Genomic DNA, 22,269 nt, shown 5'->3' on the forward strand with positions numbered 1-22,269 from the left:
CAGTATTGTTGCCGGGTAATTTTAATTTAACAAAATTTAACAAAAAAACCATTAACTAATCGTTGATAATGTAGTCTTAATGGTATTAAATTTGAGTTGTTAAATTATATAAACATAAATAAAGAAAGGCAAATATAAATGAAAAAGATAGGTTTAACACTATTAACCGCATTTGCAGGAGGTGCACTGGCTTTAGGCGCATATAAGGTAATTGAAAGTAAATATGCCGATAATATGAGCTTTGAGGATAAGCAAAAAGTGTATTTCACCAGTAATAAAACAGCGCCTGTTGTATCATCAACCGGGGCGCTTGATTTTACAGAAGCTGCCGCGGCGGTAACCCCGGCGGTAGTATATATCAAAACAACATACAGCAGTCAATCAGGCGGTGGGCAAGACCAGTTAGAGCAAATGTTTGGTGATATGTTTGGCCAGCGTTCGCGTCCGCAGGGTCAGCAACAAGCTTCGGGCTCTGGTGTTATCATTTCAACCGACGGATATATTGTAACCAATAATCACGTGGTTGAAAAAGCGGATAAAATTTCCATAACCACCAATGATCACCGTATTTTTCAAGCTAAGGTGATCGGCACTGATCCAAACACTGACCTCGCCCTGATCAAGATCAACGCTACAGACTTGCCTATTGTAAAATTAGGTAACTCTGATGAAACCCGTGTAGGGGAGTGGGTATTAGCCGTAGGTAACCCATTTAACTTAACATCAACCGTAACAGCTGGTATTATAAGCGCCAAGGGCCGTAATATTGGTATTATTGGAAGTGAGGATAACCAGGACGATAATCCGTTTGGCCGTACCCGTAACCAACAAGCAGCACCCAAGCTGAATAAAGCTATTGAATCATTTATTCAAACAGATGCGGCCATTAATCCTGGTAACAGCGGTGGCGCCCTGGTAAATACTAAAGGCGAACTGATTGGCATCAATGCGGCTATAGCATCGCACACCGGATCATATGAAGGTTATGGTTTTGCCATACCGGTTAATCTGGCCAAAAAGGTATTGAACGATATTAAAAAATACGGTACCGTAAAACGTGGCTTTGTTGGCGTAAGCTTTACAGAATTGAATCCTGATGTTGCCCAGCAGCTTGGCGTAACCAATACCAACGGTTTGTATGTTAACGATCTGGTAGCAGGCGGTGGCGCCGAACAGGCTGGTATTAAAAAAGGCGATATCATTGAAAAAGTAGAAGGTGTAGCCGTATATGAATCATCAGACCTGCAGGAGCGTGTAGGCCGTTTACAGCCTGGCGATAAAATAAACATGACCGTACTACGCGATGGCAAAGAGAAAAACTTTGCGGTAACGCTTAAAGCCGATGCTGCACCAACCACACGTACCGCTGTAGTTTCAAAATCGGCCGAGGAGCTGTTTAATAAACTGGGAGCAGGCTTCCAGCCGTTAACCTCTGCCGAAAAAGCGAAGTTCCATGTTAACTCAGGTGTTAAAGTAACACAAGTTCGTCCGGGCCGTGTGTTTGATAATTTTGAGATCCCTGTTGGCTCTATCATTACCAGTATCAACAAATCGCCCATAAACAGTGTGGCCGATATTGATAAGGCGATCACCAATCTGCGTAACGGTAACCTGGTAATTTCAGGCTACTATCCCGACGGAACAAACTTTAATAATATGTTCCAGGTACAATAAGTAAATTTTAATAAGAGTGATTAATAAAAAGGACCCGGCCGCAAGCCGGGTTTTTTGTTGGAGAGAGGAACCCTTATATCCACGCGTCATTGCGAGGTACGAAGCAATCCCTAACTTTACAGAGCGGCTCTGCATATCGGGGATTGCCACGTCGTTCCTCCTCGCAATGACGTTGTTTTTATTTTTTCCCCATTGCTTGTGTCCTCCTCACAAGCAATCATTCATCAAAAGAAACTCAACCCCACAGTCCAGCCAACCCAGCCGCTCCAGCTATTACTGCTGGATATAAAACTATGGTGCAGATCTCGAACGTAAGCATACCCATTAACCGGATTGCGCTGATCCGAATAAAAAAGGTTTAATGATGGCCCGGCGTTGATAGCAAACCATTTGCTAACCTTATAGGTTAAACTGGCATCCAACCGGCTCAGCTGATTGGTCCGGGTCCAGTTACCCTGGTAAACATATTGCTGGGTGAGTTCGGGATTAATGGCCAAGTGCCTGCCCAGGCTAAACTCCCTGCCAAAACCAAGGCCGAAGGCATATAGCTTGCTGTTATCATTTACCCGAAGGCCGCCAGTCCAGATACTATATAGTTTTTGACTGCCCGATTTGAAGGCCAAATTAGCATTCATGGTTTCGTTGCTTGACAGGGCCAGTTTATGGTACCCGTAACGCACAATGTTTATTAAGCCAATGCTGTAGCCCGATGAGGTATCGGCAATATTAATCAGGCCAATCTGTACGCCGCGCAAATTGCGGGCATAGTTAAAAAGCCCGGCTACCTGTACACCACTAAATTTTTGCTGCGCTATATTGCCGATACCAGCCAGCTGCAAAGCCGCAGCCTTTTGACCGGCTATATTGCCCAGCGCGGCGGCCTGTACGCCATTAACCCGGCCCCGGGTATGGTTGTATAAGGCAGATAGCTGTATGCCATCCAGATCGCGTTTTACGCTGTTGTGCAGTCCCGCGATCTGAAAGCCCCGAACACTGCCCAATACGTTATTATATAGGCCACCCAACTGAAACCCGTTAACATTGCCACCCACTACATTGAATATACCGGCTAACTGAAAATCGCCAACATCGCCTTTATCAAGGTTGAAAATAAGACCTAGCTCAAAACCATCAACTCCGGCATTATATCCGCCTACGGCATTTAACGAAACGGTGTTAACCACCTGTCCGCTAAACTCGGCATGGGTACTTACTCCCGGAATGGCCGATGCCTGGAAGGGGGCCTGCGCTATGAGGCCATGCAGGTTGGCTGCCTGTATTTGTTGTTTGGTGGAGATAAAAAGCCTCCCCAACGATGTATTTTCAATGCCTTCATAGTCATCACTGATCACATAATCAATCAGGCTTTTGGGTTTATTAGTATTTGGGTTTACGGTAACACCGGCTAAAAAGGTAATGGTGGTATCTTTATAAAATTCCTTACTGATGGTTATGGTAACCGGTTGGCCGTTATTTTTAAGGTGAAGCTCAAATTGCCCATCCTTGCCAGTAAGGGTTGATTGCAGCAGGGAACGATCGTACACACTGGCGTTTTCCAGCCTTTTGCCGCTCTGCTCATCGGCCACAAAACCGGTAATGCTGTATTCGTCGCCCTCGGCAGCTGCCTTTTCGGTAGTTAGGGATAGTTGCAGCGGGGCATAACGCAAGATCACGAAATTGTGTGTTTCCTTATATTCAAAGCGGCTTTGCAGCATATGGTCAAGCACTTCTTTAATGGTCCAGTTATCGGCATTAATAGTTACCAGGCTATCCGTTTTTACAATATTGCTGTTGTATGAGAAAGTGAAGTTGCCCTTTTCCTCAATGGTTTTTAACACCGTGCCCAGGCGCATATTGTTTACATGTACCGATATGTTTTTGGCAAGGATGGATTCGGCTGCTGCCCCGCGACTAATTATCGGGAAGACTAATATCATTAAAGTGAAAAGGAGGTATCGGCGTAAACAGCTCATAGATGCGGTAGAATTGTTATTTCAAAATGATCTGCTTGTTTTGATGTTCAACCTTTATTTTAAAAGTACTGGTTCTAAAAGTATCGGTTATAATAGTCACGATCTCATCAACAGACAGCCCCTTGAAGGTAGTGGTAATAGGCAGGTTCTCGAATGATTTATTGGCTATCACGATGTTGGCTCCGTATATCTCATTCAGCGTTTGCACCACCTCATGCAGTGGCGTTTTATCGCACACCAGTTCATTGGTTAAGTAATAGTTGTACAGCTTGCCTTTGCTTACCTCCTTGGCTAATAAGCCTTGTTCCTGGGTAACAGTTACTCTTTCGCCGGGGCTCAGGTCTACGCTGTTTTGTTTTTTGCTCACCTTTACAATGCCTGTTTCCACAATTACTTCGGTTTTGCCATTACGGCTCTTGATATTGAATGACGTTCCAACTACCCTAACCGTTACATCATTCACCTTAATTATAAAAGGCTTTGTTTTATCAGGAGTAACTTTGAAAAAAGCCTCACCCCGCAAACTCACCGGGCGGATATTGCTGGTGAACTTACCCGGATATACAATGGTCGAATTGCTGTTCAATGTAATAACCGATCCATCGGGCAGGGTTTGTGTATGTACCTTGTTCTTACTGTCGATGCGTACAAACGAAACCGATCCGTTATCATAAATGTGATTAAACGTTAACCAAAGTACGGTGCATATTAAAACAACCGATGCCGCAAGGCCTATCCATTGCGAGGGTTTCAGCCTTTTCATTAATGTTTTGCGTGGAGCTGGTGCGGTGTTTTTAATCCGGTTTTGTAAGCGGATAAAGGCATCATCCTTATTCACATTCCGTGCAGTAACCGGGCTTTGGTCCCATATCAGCTTAAACTCATCAAAAAGCTTGCGGTTGGTATCACTGGCAGCAACCCACTCTTCCACCAGCAAATGCTCGGCGGGCGTAGCTTCGCCTGCCAGGTATTTTACCAGCAAATCATCATCTATAGGCGTGCCTGTATTACTCATACAACCATTTCATTATTAAAAGTAAAACAATCGGTAAAAATTCTGCCAGTTTCTGGCGCATCATACGCAGTGCCTTGCCCATCTGGTTCTCCACTGTTTTGATGGAAAGCCCCATGTGGTCAGCTATTTGCTGGTATTTGAGTTGCTCAAAGCGGCTCAGTTGAAATATAGTACGGCATTGCTGCGGCAGTTCGCTCATGGCGGTATCAATGCGCTGTTGCAGCTCGGCGGTAACCACTTTTTGCGAAGCCTGTTCTTCCTCCTGGTCCAACTGCCCGGCATAGTACACATCAAACGTTGCCCTAACTTTTTGGTGTTTTAAATAGTTCAGGCTTTCGTTATGTACCGCGCGATACAGGTAAGCCTTTAATGAACCATCCGTTTTAAGCAGACCACGTTTTTCCCAGATCCGGCAAAATACATTTTGAACAATTTCCTCGGCCATTTCATCATCCTTTAAAAAGGTATAGGCGTAACCGTGCAGACTTTCGAAATGTGTTTTAAATAACCATTCAAATGCCTTTTCGCTGCCCTGTTTTAATAAATTGATGACCGTGCTATCGCTGTATTCCACTTGAAACGGGTGAAAGTATGCGCTAAAGATAGCTTGTTTGGCGATCATATTTATGAAGTGCGGATGAAAAGCGGCATTTCAGGCCAGTTGTATTTGGATGGTATAAAGCGAGTGGTGTATATCAACCTTGCTGCAAATGCCGTTGGTGTACGAGTAAAAATTGTAATTACCATCGGGTAGGTCAATACGGTATACATGCGGCGAAACCTGCTTTACCTGCAAAAACTGTTGAAAATTGTCTGAGTAGATCTGCTCGTTATTATCAGGCTCGCGGCAATACAGTAGCATGAGGTTAGCGCCAATATACTTTTGATCAAGCTGCTTGCTTTTGCCGTCGGCCGTAGCCTGGTAGCAATCGCCGCAAGCCTTGGTTTGCCTACTGGCCTTTTCCTTACCGTTTACCTTGCGGCAAATGTTGGAGTTGATGAGCTTGCCACCCTGAAAAACCGATTCCTCGTTAATATCTACGTTAATGCTCATGATAAACCGCATTTTTACTTCGGATATCATCTTCAGGTACAGATCATCGCCATTGCGTTTCTGGTACAGGTCCATATGGCCCACAATTTTGCCGCTGTGCAGCACATTATATTTTACGGTGTGCTCCTGCGCTAATAGGCTGCCCGAAAAGCAAAGTACGGCCAGCAGTGTAGTCACCTTTTTTAAAGGGTTGAAAAAATATAACGGGTTGATATTTCTGTTCTTCAGGAAAGGAACAAGGTGTTTTTTAAAGAGCCAGATCAATAATGCGGTTATCATGGTGGTAAAGTTTTAATGTACGGTGAACAACTGTATGATTCTTAACTACAGCTATTACAACATATTAAAGCTTTACCCCTACGTGATTTCATAATAAATACTAAGATAGAAAAAATGATCTACTAAACTAGTAGATCATTTTAAAGTGAAGCAAAGAGCAAGGACAAAATAGAAATTGTCATCCTGAGGAACGAAGGATCTACTCGCGAATGTGCATGGCGCTTAATAGATGCTTCACGCTGTTCAGCATGACAAAAAACGTTATTTCCTAAACTCTCTTATTGGAAAAAAGCAGTTATAAAAAACTTAATAATTCGTACCTTGTTAGTAGCAAAACCTAAAGCCTCTTTCCTTCGAAGAGGGGCTTGGATTGAGGATCTTAATCACGAACACTATGCAATGGCTTGGAAGACGCGAAAGCGATAACGTAGAAGACGACCGCGGTGGCAGTGGTGGAGGCGGCGGTGGTCGCTTTGCCCTGGGCGGCGGTATTGTAAGCATTATAGCGCTGGCTATTTACTATTTTACTGGGGTTGATACCTCGCAACTACTAAGCCAGGTAGCCAGCAATGGCCCGGCGCAAACTGAGCAGCGGGCCAAAGACCCTAACGCGCCTAAAGACCAAGCGTCACAATTTGTAGGGGTGGTGCTGGCCGATACCGAGGATATCTGGACCAAGATCTTCAGCGATATGGGTAAAACTTACGAAAAGCCCTATTTAAGGCTGTTTAGGAATGCTGTACAATCGGGTTGTGGTAATGCCAGCTCGGCAAGCGGGCCATTCTATTGTCCGGCAGATGCGAGGGTGTATATTGATCTTTCTTTTTATGATGAACTGAAGACCCGTTTTGGCGCTGCCGGCGATTTTGCACAGGCTTATGTGATAGCGCACGAGGTTGGGCATCATGTGCAGAACCTGCTGGGTATTTCGGCCAAGATGGACGAGGCCCGAAACCGCCTCAGCGAAACAGCATACAACAAGCTATCCGTAAAGCTGGAGCTACAAGCCGACTTTTTTGCCGGTGTATGGGCGCATTATGAACAAAGCATGAAAAAAGTGCTCGACGCAGGCGACATTGAAGAAGCCCTGAATGCCGCCAACGCCATCGGCGACGACCGCCTGCAAAAACAAGCCCAGGGCCGTGTGGAACCCGACAGTTTTACCCACGGCACCAGCGCTCAACGCATGTACTGGTTTAAAAAAGGCTACGAAACCGGTGATATTAATCAAGGCAATACTTTTGGGGATGGGGATTTGGAGTAGGGGGATGGCCTCATAACCATGTCATTGCGAGGTACGAAGCAACCGCGAACCGTGCAAGTCCGCCCTGTAAGCGCCGAGATTGCCCCTCCGCCAGTCGGCGGATCGCAATGACATATTTATTTTTTTAATTGTATTGGGTAATTAACATTATGCCTTAGCCAAAATGAAAATACATGAATACTATGTTTACATTTTAACCAATAAGGCAAATACAGTTCTGTATGTAGGTGTTACGAACGACTTAAAAAACCGTATATCAGAACATAAATTAAAAATATATAAAGGATTTTCGGCTAAGTACAACTGTGATAAATTGGTTTACTACGCAGCATTTCAATGGATACAGGATGCCATCGCAAGAGAAAAACAACTAAAAGCAGGTTCAAGACAAGATAAAATTGATCTGATAGTTGCCGATAACCCATCATGGAAAGATTTGAGCGATGGGTGGTATGATTGATAAACCCGTCCCTCCATGTCATTGCGAGGAACGAAGTAATCGCGAACTAAACAAACCCGCTCTGTATGCGTGAGATTGCCACACTATCGTTCGCAATGACATAGTTTATATTTTACATTGTTTTTCCGCCATGTCATTGCAATTACGTGATGATTATAAGGAACACTGGGGACATCCGAACACGCGAACATCTTTCATCTTCCTGTGTTATTGCTTACATTAGCAACACACATGAAAAACCACCACTATACCATTCTCTTCATAGCCGCTCTTGCGGCGCTTAGTTCCTGCTCGCCAAAGGGGCCGTATGCTTTAACCAACAAGGTGTACACAAACAAAACCGATTCGGTGGTGAGGGTTATTGAACTGGCGCAGCCGGCCATGCTCACGGATAGCGCGGGTGCTGCTGTACCCAGCGAGTGGGTGGGTACGGTGAACTTTAACCTGCGCAAGCCCAACTATGTGATCATTCATTTCACCGCGCAGGACTCGATACAGCAAACGCTGAAAACTTTTACACTAGTGCGGCCACAGGTGAGCGCCCATTATGTAGTGGCCAAGGATGGCAAAGTATACCACATGCTTAACGATTATCTTCGGGCCTGGCATGCAGGTATAAGTCGCTGGGGTAGCATAACGGATATGAACAGCGGCTCTATCGGTATTGAGATTGATAATAACGGCAAGGAGCCTTTTAATGATGTGCAGATAAAAAGCCTGCTGGCATTGCTTACACAGCTTAAAAAGGTGTACGGCATACCTACGGCCAATTTTATCGGTCACCAGGATATAGCACCACTCCGTAAGCCCGACCCGGGACCACTTTTCCCCTGGAAACTGCTAGCCCAAAAGGGATTTGGCTATTGGAGCGATGAGCTGCTGGAGTTGGCCCCCGATAATTTTGACTATGCCACGGCCCTCAAACTCATTGGCTATGATACCCGCGATCTGCCGGCGGCCATCGTAGCCTTCAAGCGCCACTTTGTTCAAACCGACGAAACCCCAACCATGACCCAGCTGGATCTGAACATTTTGTATAATGTGTATAGGAAGTATTGAGTTTTGTGTTATTGCCGGGAAGGGACAGGTTTTGCGGAACCAAAAGGCGTAAAGCCGTGGTCCATTTTGTATAGCTTGCTATCTTTAAAATAATAAAACTCGGCGCCCTGGTTATCCAGGTAAACGGTTCTGCGTTCAGAGAGTTCAACCTGTGTGGCATAAGGATGTTGTTTAATAAATCGCTGCTCGGGCATACCCAGCGATATCCGCTGGCTCGAACAGCTCATCAACAATACAACCAACAGCAAGGGTAGGATTAACTTTTTCATAAAATGCATCATAATGAGTGTAAAACACTTTAATGAGTATATACCCTTACTCCAATCGCTGGATTTAGCCCCTAACCCCCTGAAGGGGGAACTTTTGATGTGCTTGTTTGCTTGTGAATTTAACGTGAAGGTACTTGAGTTTTGGTTCCAAATGGTATATAACCCTCATCCATCAGGTACATTTTACCCTCTTTAAAATAATAAAACTTATAGCCAGTATTATAAAGCTCTTTATAAACATTTCTGGATGCCGAAATCTCAACCCGTTCAGCATAACTGTGCTCTTTATTATACTGTTGTTCGCTCATGCCCATAAACACTTGGGTAACTTTACAGCTGGCAAACAATATTGCGATCAATAAGGATAGGAATAGCTTTTTCATATCAATTAGAGGGTTAAAATTGAGAAAGGTTTAACCCCCTAGCCCCCTGAAGGGGGAACTTTTGATGTGCTTGATACCAGAAAATAAAAAAAGTCCGATTCTTATAAAATCGGACCTTTTAAATATATTAATCAGGAACTCCCCCTTCAGGGGGTAGGGGGGCTTTTCCAGCCGTCCTTCAACGTCACTGTTCTGTTAAATACCAGCTTATCAGCAGTCGAATATTTATCCAGCGTAAAATAACCTTTACGCATAAACTGTACAGGCTTGCCTGGTGTGGCATTGGCCAGATCAGGTTCAATGTAGGCTGTAGGCAGTATCTGCAAACTGTTGGGGTTCAGGTAATCCTTAAAATCACCATCTTCATTCTGTGGATTTTCCACCTGGAACAGGCGATCGTACAACCTTACTTCGGCAGTTTTGGCATGTGGTACGCTTATCCAGTGAATGGTTCCTTTTACGTTGATACCACTAGTGTCATGGCCAGATTTTGACTCAGGCAGATAGCTGCAGTGGATCTCGGTGATGTTGCCATCTGCATCCTTCACAAAATCATCGCATTTAATGATATAGGCATTCTTTAAACGTACCATCAGCCCTACACCCAGGCGGAAAAATTTCTTGGGCGGAACTTCCATAAAGTCTTCACGTTCTATCCACAGCTCGCGGCTAAACGGAAACTCACGGCTTCCATCTCCGCCTTCAACCTCAGGGTTGTTTTCGCCATGCATAATTTCGGTTTCACCTTCGGGATAATTGGTTAGGATGCATTTTATAGGGTCGAGCACCGCCATACGGCGCCAGGCTGTTTTGTTCAGATCCTCGCGGATACAGAATTCCAGCAAACCAACGTCGATCATATTTTCGCGTTTGGCCACGCCGATGCGTTCGCAAAATTCACGGATAGAGGCAGGCGTATAACCACGGCGGCGTAAACCACTGATAGTAGGCATCCGCGGATCGTCCCAGCCTTCTACATGACCTTCGGTAACCAGTTGCAGCAGCTTGCGCTTGCTCATTACGGTATAGTTCAGGTTAAGGCGCGCAAACTCATATTGTTTTGACGGGAATAGCTCCAATTGCTCAATAAACCAATCATACAAAGCACGGTGGGGTATAAATTCCAGCGTACAGATGGAATGGGTGATTTGCTCAATAGCGTCTGATTGGCCGTGGGCAAAATCATACATCGGGTAAATGCACCACTTATCGCCGGTACGGTGATGGTGGGCATGTTTAATGCGGTACATTAATGGGTCGCGCAGGTGCATGTTTGGTGCGGCAAGGTCAACCTTGGCGCGCAATACTTTAGCGCCATCGGGATATTTGCCAGCTTTCATATCGGCAAATAGTTGCAGGTTTTCTTCAACCGAGCGACTGCGATATTGGTTTGGTGTGCCGGGTTCTGTAGGCGTGCCTTTTTGCGCGGCTATCTCTTCGGCAGAACTATCATCAACATAGGCTAGTCCTTTTTTGATGAGGGCAACAGCAAATTCATATATCTGGTCAAAATAATCAGAAGCGTACAATTCATTGGCCCATTCAAAACCAAGCCATTTTACATCATCCTTAATGCTGTCAACGTACTCAGTTTCTTCTTTGGTGGGGTTTGTGTCGTCAAAACGCAAATTGGTTTTGCCGTTATATTTTTGTGCCAACCCGAAGTTTAAGCAAATAGATTTGGCATGCCCAATATGCAGATAGCCATTTGGCTCGGGCGGAAAACGGGTTAATACCCTGCCACCGTTTTTACCGGCAGCTATATCTTCTTCAACAATTTCCTCTAAAAAGTTCAGTGATCTTTCTTCGCTCATAAATACTTTAGCAATAACTGCAAAAGTAACAAAAAATTTGCCCCTTAGAGGGATAAAGGACAAAAGGATAAAAGACAAAGGATTTTCTTTTTATAGCGGAAAACGGATAATGTTCATACGTCCTTTATCCTTTTGTCTTTGTTCTTTTGTCCAATTACTGGGCCGGGATGATATTATGGCTCATCAATATGCGCATCAGCACATCAACAGAAACATCGCGGGTAATATCAATACAGATGTTGGTGCGCTTGCCAATTTTTACCTGGCAAAGGTTATAATGAAACTCCAGTATCAATCCGCGCAGGCTACCTGAATTAATAACGATGATTTCGTCGTTCAGTACCTCACAGGTATTACTGGTGCGGTTAAAGTAGCTGCACAGGTTTTTAATAAGGCGGTATATGGGTAATGACAGGATCATAAATTCAGGACTCTAAAATAGTGTTTAATCTTCGTTTAATAATCATATCTTTCACAGAAGCTGGCAATAAACTGTTCAGTAAAACCAGCAAACGGTTAATTATGCCGGGGATGATCTCTTTTTTACCCTGCAGCAGCCCATCAATAGCTATGCGGGCAACCTGTTCAGGTTCCAGTATGGTGGCTTTTGATATGCCTTTCAGCGTATTGTTCATCACCAATAATTCGGGTTTGGTGTTGATGCCTCCCGGACTAAGCAGGCTTATTTTTACATTTGACCCGTACAATTCCAGCTGCAAACATTTGGTAAAATAGCGAATGAATGATTTGGTGGCGCCATACACTTGCTTTTTAGGTACCAAAAATAAACCACCAAGGCTACCCACATTTAAAATATAAGAGGTAACGGCGGAATCGGCCTGGGCCAGAAACAGGCGGGTAAGCAGTACCGGGGTAACCACATTTAGTTCTATCTGCATTTTATAAAAAGCGGCGCTTTTTTCCTCAAACCACGACCAGTTACCCAGGCCTGCATTGTTGATGAGCAGGTGCGCCGTGATGTCTTGCTCCTGTAGATAGTCGAAAATTTCGAGATAGCTTTCGGTCCGGGTCAAATCAGTTTCCAGATAATTAACCTTTACCGAAAAGTTTTTACGGATGAACGAGGCCAGTTCAGGCAGGCTTGATGACGGCAATGCAACCAGCATCAGATTGATGTTCCTGCCGGCAAGCTCAATGGCGAATGATTTGCCCAGGCCTTCGCTGGCACCGGTTATAATAGCGGTTAATGGTGACATATTAGGTTTATTTGATTGTTTTCTGAATTATGATGCAAAATATTAAAGGACTCTCCCGGTTTTTTTTCTTTGATCCCATAATCCTTATTCTTTGACCCTCTTATATACTCAACGGTTTTGCGTAAACCTTCGGCAAAAGGAGTGATGTTGTAATTTAGATGGGTTTCGGCCTTATTGCTGCAATACTTTTGATCGTATTTCAAACGCTCGGCAAACTCTGGTAAAAATACAGGCGATAAGCCGGTGAGCCGGGTTTTTAGCCACTCCATCCTGCTGTAAAGTTCAATGATATTTAGTGGCACCTTGATCATGCCTAGCTGCTTTCCTGATACATCTTGCAGGGTTGTAAAAAAATCATTAAAGCTGATGTCATGACCGCCCAAAATGTAGCGCTCGCCGGTAATGCCTTTATTCATAGCAGCTATATGGCCCGCAACCACATCATTCAAAAAAGCATAATTGGCTATCTGCCTGCCATTACCGGGAATAATGCGCCATTTGCCTTTTAAATAACCCGATACCATTTTACCTACCGTGTTGCTATCCGTTACCGGACCTTCGCCATATACCCTTGATGGATTTACAGTTACCACCTGCATGCCTTGCTTTACAAAATTTTGCACCTCCAGCTCGGCCAGGTATTTGGTGCGTTCATAAGCAATTGGAAAACCGGTTATACGCGGATCGTGCTCCGTCATCGGGTGCTTTATGGTTGGCCCCCATACGCCGCAAGTTGAGGTATATACCATTCGTTCTACGCCTGTTTTACCGGCTGTTTCCAATACGTTTCGGGTGCCGGTAACGTTGGTTTCATGGTACTCGTCAGGGTTGCGGCACCACATTTTGGCCATGGCTGCGGTATGATAAACCTGGGCGCAGCCATCCATCGCCCTTGCCAGGCTTTGTTTGTACAGGATATTGCCCAACACAGGCTCAATATTCCGATGCTTTATCAGGTAGGGATGATCGGTACTACGGCATAAGGCTTTTACGTCATAACCGGCAGTGGCCAACTCGAGGGTAAGCCGTCGGCCAATAAAGCCCGTGGCTCCGGTAACTAATACTTTCATACCAGTATTACACCTGTTGACTTGTTTACCCCTATGCGTTATAAATATTAATTTTTAACTGTAAACTTTGAATGAATTACACCTTTAATTACCTATAGTTTTATATTATAAAATAATTAAATTTGGGAGCAAACATTTATTCCAAACCTTAATTGATATGAATATGTACCCGGATCCCAATATGAATTATGCAGATATAACCCCCGAAGAAATGGGTTTTTTGCATCAAGCCACAGAGGGACTTAATGAAAATCAGAAAAGATATTTTTATACGGTGTATAACAGCAAAAGGAAAAACTCGCAGGAAATATTGCTTTTTACTTTACTGGGATTTGTTGGCTGTGCAGGTATTCAACGTTTTATTTTGGGTCAGATAGGGATGGGGATTCTTTATATTTTATCCTGTGGGCTCTGCTTTATTGGAACTATTGTTGACCTGATTAAAAATAAATCGCTCACTTTGGAGTATAATAAGAACATGGCCTACGAAAGTCACCGGATGGCCCTGATGACACCTTAAAAAAAATACACTACTCCGGTCAATGCTTTATACTCATATTTGTTCATGAAATTAGCTGTACTTACTGCATATCTGGAAAGCCTGGCACCGCTGGTATACCAGGAAGATTATGATAATGCAGGTCTTATTGTTGGTAACCCCGAGCAGGAAGTTAGCCAGGCGCTGCTCTCACTTGATTGTACCGAGGCCGTGGTTGATGAAGCTATTGCCACAGGCTGCCAGGTTATTATATCGCACCATCCCATAGTTTTTAAGGGCCTTAAAAAGTTCAATAGTAAAACGTATGTGGAAAGAGTGGTGGAAAAAGCTATTCGCAGCCGCATTGCTATTTACGCTATACACACCAACCTGGATAATATTATGGGCGGTGTAAACCAGCGTATTTGCGATACCCTGGGGTTAAAAAACTGTCGTATACTGGTACCTAAACATAACCTGTTAAAAAAACTGGTGACCTTTGTGCCGGGCAGCCATGCCGATGCAGTGCGTGATGCCTTATTTGCCGCAGGTGCCGGGAATATTGGCAACTATAGCGAAACAAGTTTTAATACCGATGGTACAGGTACTTTTAAAGGAAACGAGAATACCAACCCATACGTAGGTGAACCGGGTACACGCAGCCTGGAAAATGAGGTGCGCATTGAAACCATTTACCCGGCCAATTTGGAGAGTAAGATACTGATGGCGTTGATACTAACTCACCCTTATGAGGAGGTGGCTTATGATCTTTTTAACTTAACCAACCAGCATCAGCAGGTAGGGGCGGGCATGATAGGCGAATTGGAAATACCACATAACGAGGAGTCATTCTTATTCCACGTGAAAGATAAAATGCGTACTCATGTGATCAGGCATACAGCCTTAACAGGTAAACACGTTAAAAAAGTGGCCGTTTGCGGTGGTGCAGGGGGCTTTTTATTAAAGCATGCCATTGCGGCAGGAGCCGACGTTTTTGTCACTGCAGATTACAAGTATCATGAGTTTTTTGATGCCGAAGGAAAAATAGTGATTGCCGATATCGGACACTTTGAGAGTGAACAATTTACGGCGCAATTATTGTATGAAATAATTAGAAAAAAATTCACTACCTTTGCCGTCCGTTTAACAGAAGTAAATACAAACCCTGTCAAATATTTTATTTAATGGAACAAACCGTAGAACAAAAGCTTAAAGCTTTATACGAACTACAAACTATCCACACCAAAATTGATAGAATTCGCCAGGTAAGAGGCGAGCTGCCAATGGAAGTTGCCGATCTGGAAGATGATGTTGCAGGTCTTGAAACCCGCATTCAAAAGATCAAAGCTGAGCTGGATGATGTAGAGGATGAAATAGTAACCCGCAAAAACCTGATCAAAGAAGCTCAGGCTAATATCAAAAAATACGAAACGCAACTTAACGAAGTTAAGAACAACCGTGAGTATGATGCCATATCAAAAGAAATTGAGATACAGGGATTAGATATACAGGTAAGCGAGAAAAAAATACGTGAGTATGGCTTTGAGATCACCTCAAAAACCCAGATCTACGAAAAAGCCCTTGCTGATCTGGAAGCACGCAGGAGTGATCTTGATGCCAAGAAGGATGAGTTAGGTACCATTACTGCCGAAACTGAAAAGGAAGAGAATGAGCTTACCTCACAGGCAGAAAAAGCAACCGAAAACATTGAAGAACGTTTGTTAACCGCTTACACCCGTTTACGCCAGAATGCGAAAAACGGATTAGCTGTGGTAACTATTCAGCGCGATTCATGTTCAGGATGTTTTAACCAGATCCCGCCTCAGCGTCAATCTGATATCCGTCAGCGTAAAAAGATTATCGTTTGCGAGCATTGCGGACGTATCCTTGTTGATGAGCAAATGGCATTAGAAACTGAAGAAGCATAAGTAATAGCTTAAAATATTAGAAAAGGCGCCCATAAGGCGCCTTTTTTGTTGGGGTAAATTAATGGTGTTTGTTCGATATACATTCCCTCCCTTGGGAGGGGTGCGATTGATTTGAGTGCAGAGGCAGGGAGGGGTTTCCACGCGGGATTCGAAAAGCGTTGCTTATTAAACTCCTACCTTCCCTTCCCCAAGGAAGGGATCGCACTATTCCCCTTCTTTTCAATATCCTCCAAATAGCGTGAGCTTATTATTCGTAACAATTATTTATCTTGTGAATTCAATCTACAATGATGATAGCCGTATTAAAAAAACTATTTCTCAGGGATCTGGCCAAACTAAAAACCGAGATCGAATTATATCAGGACGAAAAAAACATTTGGCGTATTGATAAGCAGATCACTAACACGGCCGGGAACCTGTGCCTGCATTTAATTGGCAACCTGAATACCTATATCGGCGCTGAATTGGGGCAAATCGGCTATATCAGGGACAGGCCGCTGGAGTTTTCGGCCCGCAACATCCCTCGGGCTGAATTATTAAGAGGAATTTATGAAACCAGCCTGATGCTGGCCGATACATTCGGCAAGCTAACAGATAAACAACTGGATGAAGAATATCCGCAGGAAGTAATGGACGTAAAAGTAACTACCGGTTATTTTTTAACCCATTTAGCCATGCATTTATCCTACCACCTGGGGCAGGTTAATTATCATAGGCGGTTGCTGGATAATTGATGCACAGATCAAGGATTATATATGGCGGCCTTATTGCTATTACCATTATTACCGGCCTGCTATCTCGTCATTTTTCTTTTGTCCCACTATTTATAGGCGATATTCTTTGGGCGCTGATGGTTTACTTTATTGTGCGGTTCCTGGTTATCGGTAAACCAGTTAAATTCATTGTGATAGCTAGCCTGCTGTTTTGTTACCTGATAGAGTTTAGCCAGCTTTATAAAGCACCCTGTATAAATGAACTCAGGCATACACTTTTCGGTCGCCTGGTTTTGGGCGCGGGCTTTTTATGGAGCGATTTGTTGTGTTATACTGTTGGGGTTGTTATTGGTGTTTGGATTGATGGGCAACTCGATACCTACAAGGTCAAACTAAATTAAAATTTCTTACGCTGGCCTTTTGAATATTCAGCGATGATAATAATGTTTTTTGTTTGGTTAAACATCACTATGGTATACCCATTTTGCTGCGTTACAGTTTTGCCAAAAACTATATCCGTATTTTCTATTGTTTTATGATCATCTGAGTCATCGTCTTCTGACTCTTTTTTAAATATTGCGTCGTGCGGCATAATCTTAAAACCGTTTGCCTTATTCAAAAAATAGCTTTTAACAGCCTGTTCACTACCAGAAAAATAGGTTAATACAAACAGTTTTTTGTCAGACATATCTGCTTCTGCATGCTCCTGGATATTAACTCCATTAAGTGAAATTTTTAAGCCCGGACAATAGAGCTGTAACCTTTGTTTTGCCTCATCAAATAAATGGCACGAGCTTAAGAAAACCGGTACTATAAATAGCAGCAGGGATTTTAACAGTTGGTTTTTGTGAAAGGGCATGATTTATTAGGTTTATGTAGCTAATCTAATAAATATATGTTATTCAAAACATACTCGTCTGCTTGCCTTTCATGGGTACAAATAAGCTATAGTCGTATTCAGGCATCTCCCGGCCGGCCATAAAGCGGTTACAGGCCATCCGGAACATCTGGTGGACAGATTCGGCCACCTTGCCCTCGCCGCTCATACGGCGGCCGAAATCGCTGTCATTTAGCTTGCCATCATGGCATGATTTTATCATGTTCAATACTTTCTCGGCCCGGTCAGGAAAAGCCTTATATATCCAGTCGCTGAATATTTCGGCAATGCTGCCGTTCAGGCGTACAAGGGTAAAGCCGGCAGCTAAGGCCCCCCTGTCGGCAGCAGCTTTAATGATGTTGGGTACCTCGTTACTGTTCAGTCCGGGAATAATAGGGGCGGCCATCACTCTTACCGGGATGCCTTTTTCTGTTAACTTTTGTATCACCGCCAGCCGGCCTGTGGCGGTAACGGTACGGGGCTCCAGCTTTTGGCGCAGTTGTTCGTTTAAGGAAGTGATAGAAACATTTACATGTACCAGGTTCATGGAGGCTAGCTCAGTCAATATATCCAGATCGCGCAGGATAACGTTATTTTTGGTGATGATGCTTACCGGGTTCTTGTACTTTAAAAAAATTTGGAGTAGGTTCCTGGTGATCTTTAAGCGCCGCTCAACAGGCTGGTAGCAATCCGTGTTACCTGACAGCATAATGCATACCGGTTGATAATTCTTTTTATTAAAATATTGTTCCAGCAGTTCGGGAGCGTTACGCTTTATGATGATCTTGCGTTCAAAATCAAGCCCGGCGCTAAAGCCATAGTATTCATGGCTGTTACGGGCATAACAGTAAATGCAGCCATGCTCACAGCCCTGATAGGGATTTATGGAGTACATATGGCTCAGATCAGGACTGCTTGACTCACTTACTATCTTTTTTGGGGTTTCCTCAAAAAGCTGCGTGGCGGTGTTTTCCAACAAAGGTTCATCCAGGCCCTCAATGTGCTCGGCTACATATTTGTTTTTTAAAAACTTGTTATGAGTATTTAGTTGCGCTCCACGGCCTTTAAAAAAGTCGGCATTCTCTTCCTGTAACATTTAACAAAAATGCTAATATTTTTAGCAAATTACAAGTCGATCAATTTATTTTTTATGCTGTATAATACCAGGCCTACACGGCTCTTTATTTGCAGTTTTTCAAAAAGCTGATCGCGGTAACTGTCAACAGTACGTACGCTGATGCACATGGTATCAGCAATTTCTTTGTAGGTAAGTTCGGTGCCGGTTAACCGTAAAAACTCAATTTCGCGCGGATTTAATTTTACGTGTGGTGTTTTATCGTTGTTAAAATTATTTAACAAATGGCGGGTAACAAAATCAGGGTAATAGAGGTCGCCATCGGCTACTTTAAGCAGGGCGGCTTCAAATTCATGTGGTTCGGCATCCTTCAATAAATAGCCTTTTACGCCCATTTTAACCATGGTAAGCACCTTTTCGGCATCCTCAAACATTGATAAAATAATGGTGCGGATAGATGGGTGATATTTTTTGAGCCATTGTGCTGTTGATATGCCATCCATTACCGGCATGTTAATATCAAGCAAAACAATATCAGGTACAAGGCCCGAGTTTATTTTTTCGACCAATTCTTTGCCGTGAGCTGCTTCAAACAGTATGTTATAACGGTTAAAGCTCCCTACCAGTGAGGAAATGCCGCTCCTGAAAAGGCGGTGATCATCAACGAGGGCTATTTGAATTGGTTCTGTTAGCATAGGTTTCTTGTACGAGGGGGTTAAGCGATAACTTAATACAACAGCCGTTACCCGGCGAGCTATTTATAACAGTTGTAGCGCCAATTAACGCTGCCCGGTTTGTTATATTCCGCAAACCCGACCCACTGCTGTCATTAAGTGATCCGGGTTCAAAACCAACACCGTCATCTTCGATGGTCAAATTAAACATTTGCTCTTGATAATACAAGCTGATTTTGAAGTTGGTGGCCTGGGCATGCTTCAGGGCATTGTTTAAAGCCTCCTGGAATATCCTGAATACTACCAGCTCGCGCTGTTCGCCAAGGGAGTAAACATCGCCTTCGGTAGTCAGTACCAGTTTAATTATACCGCTTCTGTTGATGCGACCGGCTTCTGTTTCCATTGTTTTTAAAAGCCCGAACGAGCTGATATGTTCAAAACTAAGGCTCTTGGACAGATTGCGCAGGTCATTAATTGTCTGGGCTATCAGCTCCCGGTTATCGTTCAGTTTTATTTGATCACTTTCCTGTAAGCTTTTAACAAACACACCCAAATTAAGTTTCACAAATGATAATACCTGGGTTACATTATCATGCAGTTCGCGGCTTATATAGTTCAGGGTTTCTTCCTGAATTTCCATGCGGGTTTTTAGCAATTCCTGTTGAAACGATGATTTTAGGTGTTCTTTTTCAATCGTGTTTTTATTTTGCTTTTTTTGATAAACCAACAAAAAGCTAATAATAAAAACACCCAACAAAATTACTATGGCGGTGCCGGCAATGAGCGCTATGATAACTTCTTCGTCCTTAAAAAGCATAAAAACGAGATGGATAAAAGTAAATATATAAGTATACAGCCTATTTGGGGGATTACCTGGGCCAATTTTAAAAAAACGTAATTGTTTTTGCGTACCAGGTAATCGAAAAAGGCGAAATAAAAGAAATTCGCCAGTGAATATAATAACAAGCCCATAGTAGCTAAAAATGGTGGGAAACCCAATAGATCAGGATAATCATCAGCGTTGTTGAGTAAATTATAATAATAAATACACACCAGTACGGCCAATATGGTGTTTTTTAATACTATAGCTATAGTACCTAAAGACCAGAATCCCTGTATAAAAAAAACATCAATAAGGGATATAATTATACCTGCAGCAATGGTGATGTATACTTTGTTTCTATAAGTTTTTCTTTTATCAAGGGATGCCATAAATCGCCCATATACGGCCAGTTCTACAATCTCCTCAAAGTTTACGCTCCAAACATTTGTATGATGCCATAAAAGCAGGTTGTATATGTTAGCAAACTCATAAATAACTACAAAAGCCAGAAATGGAAGAAATATTTTAAAATTGCTATCCAGCTTTCTATAAGCGTACATACAGCTTGCAAGTGCCAGTAATTCAGCGTAGAAGTAGTTGTAATACAACATCAGTAACCTTATTTATTAATGATAATATAGACAAATGTTGAAGTTAAAATTACTCTATCCAACTTTTTTCGTTTTGGCAAAGTGAAAATTTAAGATTCAACAATGGAATAGGTCGAATATTTTCAAAGTAGATAAAAGTGAAACCCAATCGTTTTCTATTCTTCTATATTCTATTGCTCAAAACAGTTATAGTAAAAGCAGGCTCCGGCAGAGCCTGCTTTTACTATTGGTAGAAACCTTTTCTTATGACTTATGCGACGGGAGGCGGATCTTTTAAGAACAATATCATATATCTACGTAAGCAATACTGAGCCGGCTTTAACCAGATTATCCACAAAGAGGCGGGCATGTTCTTCCCGCATTAAAAGGTCCCATAACGTCGTCTTCAATAGTCCATAGGCTGTCGTCTTTGTCCAACACATCAACGTGTCCGTAACCTTTCTCAATTGTGCCTGTGAATATAACCGTAGTTTGATTCGGAGCATGCTTGTTTCCCTGATCATATGCGGCAAGGTGAACCCTTACACCACTGGCATTTTCTGGTAAGTTATTAATGAAGTTTTTTAATCCTTCAATATCAAACCAAATTGACCGGGTATCATTAATACCATGGGTTTCGTCAATAAGTGTTTTCCGGGTAGCCTGGTAGCGGGCCACCATTTCTTTAGCCGTAGATACCTCAATAGGCAACATCGATTTTTCAATAGCTAATTCAATATTTTTCATTTTTGTAGGCTTTAATATCAAGCTGCGAGGCCTAAACAAATTCTTATTTTATATTAAGTTCTTTTGGCTTGAAGAGTTAGTGGATGAATTAAATTAATACGATCAGAATTTATAATAGTTAATCACTATTATATCAAATATAAAGTTTATTCACCTAATGTAGCGCTGTCATCCAATAAAAACACGAAGAGTTCTTTGGGGCCGTGCGCGCCCAGTACCAGTGTTTTTTCAATATCGGCGGTACGGCTTGGTCCGGTAACATTACTGATCATGGAGGGCAGGTTGCTGCCATATTTGTTTTTGAGGAGTTTAAAGCCATCCTTAAGGTCGAGCGCCATTTGCGAGGTATACGCCAGAACGATATGTACGGATGGGTAAATGCTCAGGCGCCGGCCTGCCATGTTGCCGTTTGATAGCAGGATACTGCCATTACGCGCAATTAAAGCTTCGCAAAAAGTGAAACCAACTTCGGCTTGCTCAAAATCCTTATCGGTTTCGTAAAACGGATATTCAAAGCGGGTTAATATTTCCTGCAAGCCGGGTTCCCAGCAGTATATTTTACGCCAGTTGCGTTCTTCGGCAAGTGTAAGCAGGGTTTCAATGAATTGCATTTCGTCTTCGCAAAAAATGAATTGCCCGCTAACGGCGGCAAATTGTTCTGCGAATATTACTTCAGGAATTTCATCATTGGCTGCATAATGCGGCAGATCTTCCAGTTGAGGGTATGGATTATCCCTTTTTTCCAGCAGCGCTTTACGTATCTTTTTAAGCAGCTTTTCCTTTGATGTAGTGATATCCCTCATTTTAAGTCAAAAGTAGTAAGTATAAAGTAA

At 43.0% G+C, this 22,269-nt stretch carries 26 protein-coding genes; 9 read left to right on the forward strand and 17 right to left on the reverse strand.

Annotated features, from left to right (window positions below; all coding sequences use genetic code 11):
- The first annotated feature begins 138 nt into the window (after positions 1 to 138).
- Complete coding sequence (locus JWQ34_RS08200; RefSeq protein WP_299356330.1) at positions 139 to 1,674, forward strand: Do family serine endopeptidase; 1,536 nt, start codon at positions 139 to 141, stop codon at positions 1,672 to 1,674.
- Between the two features lie 224 nt (positions 1,675 to 1,898).
- Here JWQ34_RS08200 and JWQ34_RS08205 read toward each other — a convergent pair whose 3' ends face one another.
- The 4 genes from JWQ34_RS08205 to JWQ34_RS08220 are packed head-to-tail and all read right to left on the reverse strand — an operon-like array spanning position 1,899 to position 5,995.
- Positions 1,899 to 3,611: a hypothetical protein gene (locus tag JWQ34_RS08205; protein WP_299356332.1), complete on the reverse strand. Its 1,713-nt coding sequence runs from the start codon at positions 3,609 to 3,611 to the stop codon at positions 1,899 to 1,901.
- 52 nt (positions 3,612 to 3,663) lie between these two features.
- Positions 3,664 to 4,662 carry a FecR domain-containing protein gene (locus JWQ34_RS08210; protein WP_299356334.1) on the reverse strand — a complete coding sequence of 333 codons (999 nt, stop codon included), beginning with the start codon at positions 4,660 to 4,662 and terminating at the stop codon, positions 3,664 to 3,666.
- On the reverse strand, positions 4,655 to 5,284 hold the full coding sequence (locus JWQ34_RS08215) for an RNA polymerase sigma-70 factor (RefSeq protein WP_299356335.1): 630 nt from the start codon (positions 5,282 to 5,284) through the stop codon (positions 4,655 to 4,657). The genes JWQ34_RS08210 and JWQ34_RS08215 overlap by 8 nt, the downstream gene beginning before the upstream one ends.
- A gap of 30 nt (positions 5,285 to 5,314) precedes the next feature.
- A complete protein-coding gene (locus JWQ34_RS08220) occupies positions 5,315 to 5,995 on the reverse strand; it encodes a DUF6134 family protein (protein WP_299356337.1) in 681 nt (226 codons plus the stop codon).
- Between the two features lie 394 nt (positions 5,996 to 6,389).
- Here JWQ34_RS08220 and JWQ34_RS08225 point away from each other — a divergent pair, with 394 nt between their 5' ends.
- The 3 genes from JWQ34_RS08225 to JWQ34_RS08235 all read left to right on the forward strand — a co-directional run bounded on the left by JWQ34_RS08225 (position 6,390) and on the right by JWQ34_RS08235 (position 8,778).
- Positions 6,390 to 7,259, forward strand: coding sequence for a neutral zinc metallopeptidase (locus tag JWQ34_RS08225; protein WP_299356339.1), 870 nt, complete (start codon positions 6,390 to 6,392; stop codon positions 7,257 to 7,259).
- Positions 7,260 to 7,422: 163 nt separating this feature from the next.
- Positions 7,423 to 7,719, forward strand: coding sequence for a GIY-YIG nuclease family protein (locus tag JWQ34_RS08230; protein ID WP_299356341.1), 297 nt, complete (start codon positions 7,423 to 7,425; stop codon positions 7,717 to 7,719).
- A gap of 231 nt (positions 7,720 to 7,950) precedes the next feature.
- On the forward strand, positions 7,951 to 8,778 hold the full coding sequence (locus JWQ34_RS08235; protein ID WP_299356343.1) for an N-acetylmuramoyl-L-alanine amidase: 828 nt from the start codon (positions 7,951 to 7,953) through the stop codon (positions 8,776 to 8,778).
- Positions 8,779 to 8,786: 8 nt separating this feature from the next.
- On the opposite strand, the gene JWQ34_RS08240 is transcribed toward JWQ34_RS08235, so the two are convergent.
- The 6 genes from JWQ34_RS08240 to JWQ34_RS08265 form a co-directional block, all read right to left on the reverse strand.
- A complete protein-coding gene (locus JWQ34_RS08240; RefSeq protein ID WP_299356345.1) occupies positions 8,787 to 9,047 on the reverse strand; it encodes a hypothetical protein in 261 nt (86 codons plus the stop codon).
- Between the two features lie 119 nt (positions 9,048 to 9,166).
- Positions 9,167 to 9,430: a hypothetical protein gene (locus JWQ34_RS08245; protein WP_299356347.1), complete on the reverse strand. Its 264-nt coding sequence runs from the start codon at positions 9,428 to 9,430 to the stop codon at positions 9,167 to 9,169.
- Between the two features lie 146 nt (positions 9,431 to 9,576).
- Complete coding sequence (locus tag JWQ34_RS08250; protein ID WP_299356349.1) at positions 9,577 to 11,244, reverse strand: glutamine--tRNA ligase/YqeY domain fusion protein; 1,668 nt, start codon at positions 11,242 to 11,244, stop codon at positions 9,577 to 9,579.
- Positions 11,245 to 11,398: 154 nt separating this feature from the next.
- Positions 11,399 to 11,665 (reverse strand): hypothetical protein, encoded by a 267-nt coding sequence (locus JWQ34_RS08255; protein ID WP_299356351.1) that lies wholly within the window; start codon positions 11,663 to 11,665, stop codon positions 11,399 to 11,401.
- Positions 11,666 to 11,669: 4 nt separating this feature from the next.
- A complete protein-coding gene (locus JWQ34_RS08260) occupies positions 11,670 to 12,461 on the reverse strand; it encodes an SDR family oxidoreductase (RefSeq protein WP_299356353.1) in 792 nt (263 codons plus the stop codon).
- Positions 12,449 to 13,531: an NAD-dependent epimerase/dehydratase family protein gene (locus JWQ34_RS08265; protein WP_299356355.1), complete on the reverse strand. Its 1,083-nt coding sequence runs from the start codon at positions 13,529 to 13,531 to the stop codon at positions 12,449 to 12,451. Before JWQ34_RS08265 ends, JWQ34_RS08260 begins: the two co-directional genes overlap by 13 nt.
- Positions 13,532 to 13,688: 157 nt before the next feature.
- Here JWQ34_RS08265 and JWQ34_RS08270 point away from each other — a divergent pair, with 157 nt between their 5' ends.
- The 5 genes from JWQ34_RS08270 (at position 13,689) to JWQ34_RS08290 (ending at position 17,051) form a co-directional block, all read left to right on the forward strand.
- Positions 13,689 to 14,051 carry a TM2 domain-containing protein gene (locus tag JWQ34_RS08270; RefSeq protein ID WP_299356357.1) on the forward strand — a complete coding sequence of 121 codons (363 nt, stop codon included), beginning with the start codon at positions 13,689 to 13,691 and terminating at the stop codon, positions 14,049 to 14,051.
- Between the two features lie 45 nt (positions 14,052 to 14,096).
- Entirely contained in the window at positions 14,097 to 15,194 is a 1,098-nt protein-coding gene (locus JWQ34_RS08275; protein WP_299356359.1) for a Nif3-like dinuclear metal center hexameric protein, read from the forward strand.
- On the forward strand, positions 15,194 to 15,937 hold the full coding sequence (locus tag JWQ34_RS08280) for a C4-type zinc ribbon domain-containing protein (protein WP_299356361.1): 744 nt from the start codon (positions 15,194 to 15,196) through the stop codon (positions 15,935 to 15,937). The genes JWQ34_RS08275 and JWQ34_RS08280 overlap by 1 nt, the downstream gene beginning before the upstream one ends.
- Before the next feature lie 287 nt (positions 15,938 to 16,224).
- Positions 16,225 to 16,671 carry a DinB superfamily protein gene (locus tag JWQ34_RS08285; protein WP_299356362.1) on the forward strand — a complete coding sequence of 149 codons (447 nt, stop codon included), beginning with the start codon at positions 16,225 to 16,227 and terminating at the stop codon, positions 16,669 to 16,671.
- Positions 16,671 to 17,051, forward strand: a complete 381-nt coding sequence (locus tag JWQ34_RS08290; RefSeq protein ID WP_299356364.1) for a DUF2809 domain-containing protein — start codon at positions 16,671 to 16,673, stop codon at positions 17,049 to 17,051. Before JWQ34_RS08285 ends, JWQ34_RS08290 begins: the two co-directional genes overlap by 1 nt.
- Here the strand turns inward: JWQ34_RS08290 and JWQ34_RS08295 are convergent.
- From JWQ34_RS08295 to JWQ34_RS08325, 7 genes are all read right to left on the reverse strand, one after another.
- On the reverse strand, positions 17,048 to 17,509 hold the full coding sequence (locus JWQ34_RS08295) for a hypothetical protein (RefSeq protein WP_299356366.1): 462 nt from the start codon (positions 17,507 to 17,509) through the stop codon (positions 17,048 to 17,050). The two genes, JWQ34_RS08290 and JWQ34_RS08295, sit on opposite strands and share 4 nt — an antisense overlap.
- Positions 17,510 to 17,552: 43 nt before the next feature.
- A complete protein-coding gene (locus tag JWQ34_RS08300) occupies positions 17,553 to 18,623 on the reverse strand; it encodes a PA0069 family radical SAM protein (protein ID WP_299356368.1) in 1,071 nt (356 codons plus the stop codon).
- A gap of 29 nt (positions 18,624 to 18,652) precedes the next feature.
- Entirely contained in the window at positions 18,653 to 19,297 is a 645-nt protein-coding gene (locus JWQ34_RS08305; protein WP_299356369.1) for a response regulator transcription factor, read from the reverse strand.
- Positions 19,263 to 20,093, reverse strand: a complete 831-nt coding sequence (locus JWQ34_RS08310; protein WP_299356370.1) for an ATP-binding protein — start codon at positions 20,091 to 20,093, stop codon at positions 19,263 to 19,265. Before JWQ34_RS08310 ends, JWQ34_RS08305 begins: the two co-directional genes overlap by 35 nt.
- A complete protein-coding gene (locus JWQ34_RS08315; protein WP_299356371.1) occupies positions 20,063 to 20,710 on the reverse strand; it encodes a hypothetical protein in 648 nt (215 codons plus the stop codon). Before JWQ34_RS08315 ends, JWQ34_RS08310 begins: the two co-directional genes overlap by 31 nt.
- Before the next feature lie 327 nt (positions 20,711 to 21,037).
- Positions 21,038 to 21,436, reverse strand: coding sequence for a hypothetical protein (locus JWQ34_RS08320; RefSeq protein ID WP_299356372.1), 399 nt, complete (start codon positions 21,434 to 21,436; stop codon positions 21,038 to 21,040).
- A 146-nt stretch (positions 21,437 to 21,582) separates the two neighbouring features.
- Positions 21,583 to 22,239: an LUD domain-containing protein gene (locus tag JWQ34_RS08325; RefSeq protein WP_299356374.1), complete on the reverse strand. Its 657-nt coding sequence runs from the start codon at positions 22,237 to 22,239 to the stop codon at positions 21,583 to 21,585.
- Between the last annotated feature and the right edge of the window lie 30 nt (positions 22,240 to 22,269).

Source organism: Mucilaginibacter sp. (assembly GCF_028288185.1).
Classification (GTDB): Bacteria; Bacteroidota; Bacteroidia; order Sphingobacteriales; family Sphingobacteriaceae; genus Mucilaginibacter.

Bases quoted from the DNA above. Each gene is read 5' to 3' on its own strand.
- JWQ34_RS08250 (WP_299356349.1), bottom strand. From the start codon at position 11,244: ATGAGCGAAGAAAGATCACTGAACTTTTTAGAGGAAATTGTTGAAGAA.
- JWQ34_RS08205 (WP_299356332.1), bottom strand. From the start codon at position 3,611: ATGATATTAGTCTTCCCGATAATTAGTCGCGGGGCAGCAGCCGAATCC.
- JWQ34_RS08275 (WP_299356359.1), top strand. From the start codon at position 14,097: ATGAAATTAGCTGTACTTACTGCATATCTGGAAAGCCTGGCACCGCTG.
- JWQ34_RS08245 (WP_299356347.1), bottom strand. From the start codon at position 9,430: ATGAAAAAGCTATTCCTATCCTTATTGATCGCAATATTGTTTGCCAGC.
- JWQ34_RS08220 (WP_299356337.1), bottom strand. From the start codon at position 5,995: ATGATAACCGCATTATTGATCTGGCTCTTTAAAAAACACCTTGTTCCT.
- JWQ34_RS08240 (WP_299356345.1), bottom strand. From the start codon at position 9,047: ATGAAAAAGTTAATCCTACCCTTGCTGTTGGTTGTATTGTTGATGAGC.
- JWQ34_RS08325 (WP_299356374.1), bottom strand. From the start codon at position 22,239: ATGAGGGATATCACTACATCAAAGGAAAAGCTGCTTAAAAAGATACGT.
- JWQ34_RS08255 (WP_299356351.1), bottom strand. From the start codon at position 11,665: ATGATCCTGTCATTACCCATATACCGCCTTATTAAAAACCTGTGCAGC.
- JWQ34_RS08320 (WP_299356372.1), bottom strand. From the start codon at position 21,436: ATGAAAAATATTGAATTAGCTATTGAAAAATCGATGTTGCCTATTGAG.
- JWQ34_RS08215 (WP_299356335.1), bottom strand. From the start codon at position 5,284: ATGATCGCCAAACAAGCTATCTTTAGCGCATACTTTCACCCGTTTCAA.
- JWQ34_RS08200 (WP_299356330.1), top strand. From the start codon at position 139: ATGAAAAAGATAGGTTTAACACTATTAACCGCATTTGCAGGAGGTGCA.
- JWQ34_RS08310 (WP_299356370.1), bottom strand. From the start codon at position 20,093: ATGCTTTTTAAGGACGAAGAAGTTATCATAGCGCTCATTGCCGGCACC.
- JWQ34_RS08225 (WP_299356339.1), top strand. From the start codon at position 6,390: ATGCAATGGCTTGGAAGACGCGAAAGCGATAACGTAGAAGACGACCGC.
- JWQ34_RS08280 (WP_299356361.1), top strand. From the start codon at position 15,194: ATGGAACAAACCGTAGAACAAAAGCTTAAAGCTTTATACGAACTACAA.
- JWQ34_RS08315 (WP_299356371.1), bottom strand. From the start codon at position 20,710: ATGTTGTATTACAACTACTTCTACGCTGAATTACTGGCACTTGCAAGC.
- JWQ34_RS08210 (WP_299356334.1), bottom strand. From the start codon at position 4,662: ATGAGTAATACAGGCACGCCTATAGATGATGATTTGCTGGTAAAATAC.
- JWQ34_RS08235 (WP_299356343.1), top strand. From the start codon at position 7,951: ATGAAAAACCACCACTATACCATTCTCTTCATAGCCGCTCTTGCGGCG.
- JWQ34_RS08295 (WP_299356366.1), bottom strand. From the start codon at position 17,509: ATGCCCTTTCACAAAAACCAACTGTTAAAATCCCTGCTGCTATTTATA.
- JWQ34_RS08270 (WP_299356357.1), top strand. From the start codon at position 13,689: ATGAATATGTACCCGGATCCCAATATGAATTATGCAGATATAACCCCC.
- JWQ34_RS08285 (WP_299356362.1), top strand. From the start codon at position 16,225: ATGATGATAGCCGTATTAAAAAAACTATTTCTCAGGGATCTGGCCAAA.
- JWQ34_RS08260 (WP_299356353.1), bottom strand. From the start codon at position 12,461: ATGTCACCATTAACCGCTATTATAACCGGTGCCAGCGAAGGCCTGGGC.
- JWQ34_RS08305 (WP_299356369.1), bottom strand. From the start codon at position 19,297: ATGCTAACAGAACCAATTCAAATAGCCCTCGTTGATGATCACCGCCTT.
- JWQ34_RS08265 (WP_299356355.1), bottom strand. From the start codon at position 13,531: ATGAAAGTATTAGTTACCGGAGCCACGGGCTTTATTGGCCGACGGCTT.
- JWQ34_RS08300 (WP_299356368.1), bottom strand. From the start codon at position 18,623: ATGTTACAGGAAGAGAATGCCGACTTTTTTAAAGGCCGTGGAGCGCAA.
- JWQ34_RS08290 (WP_299356364.1), top strand. From the start codon at position 16,671: ATGCACAGATCAAGGATTATATATGGCGGCCTTATTGCTATTACCATT.
- JWQ34_RS08230 (WP_299356341.1), top strand. From the start codon at position 7,423: ATGAAAATACATGAATACTATGTTTACATTTTAACCAATAAGGCAAAT.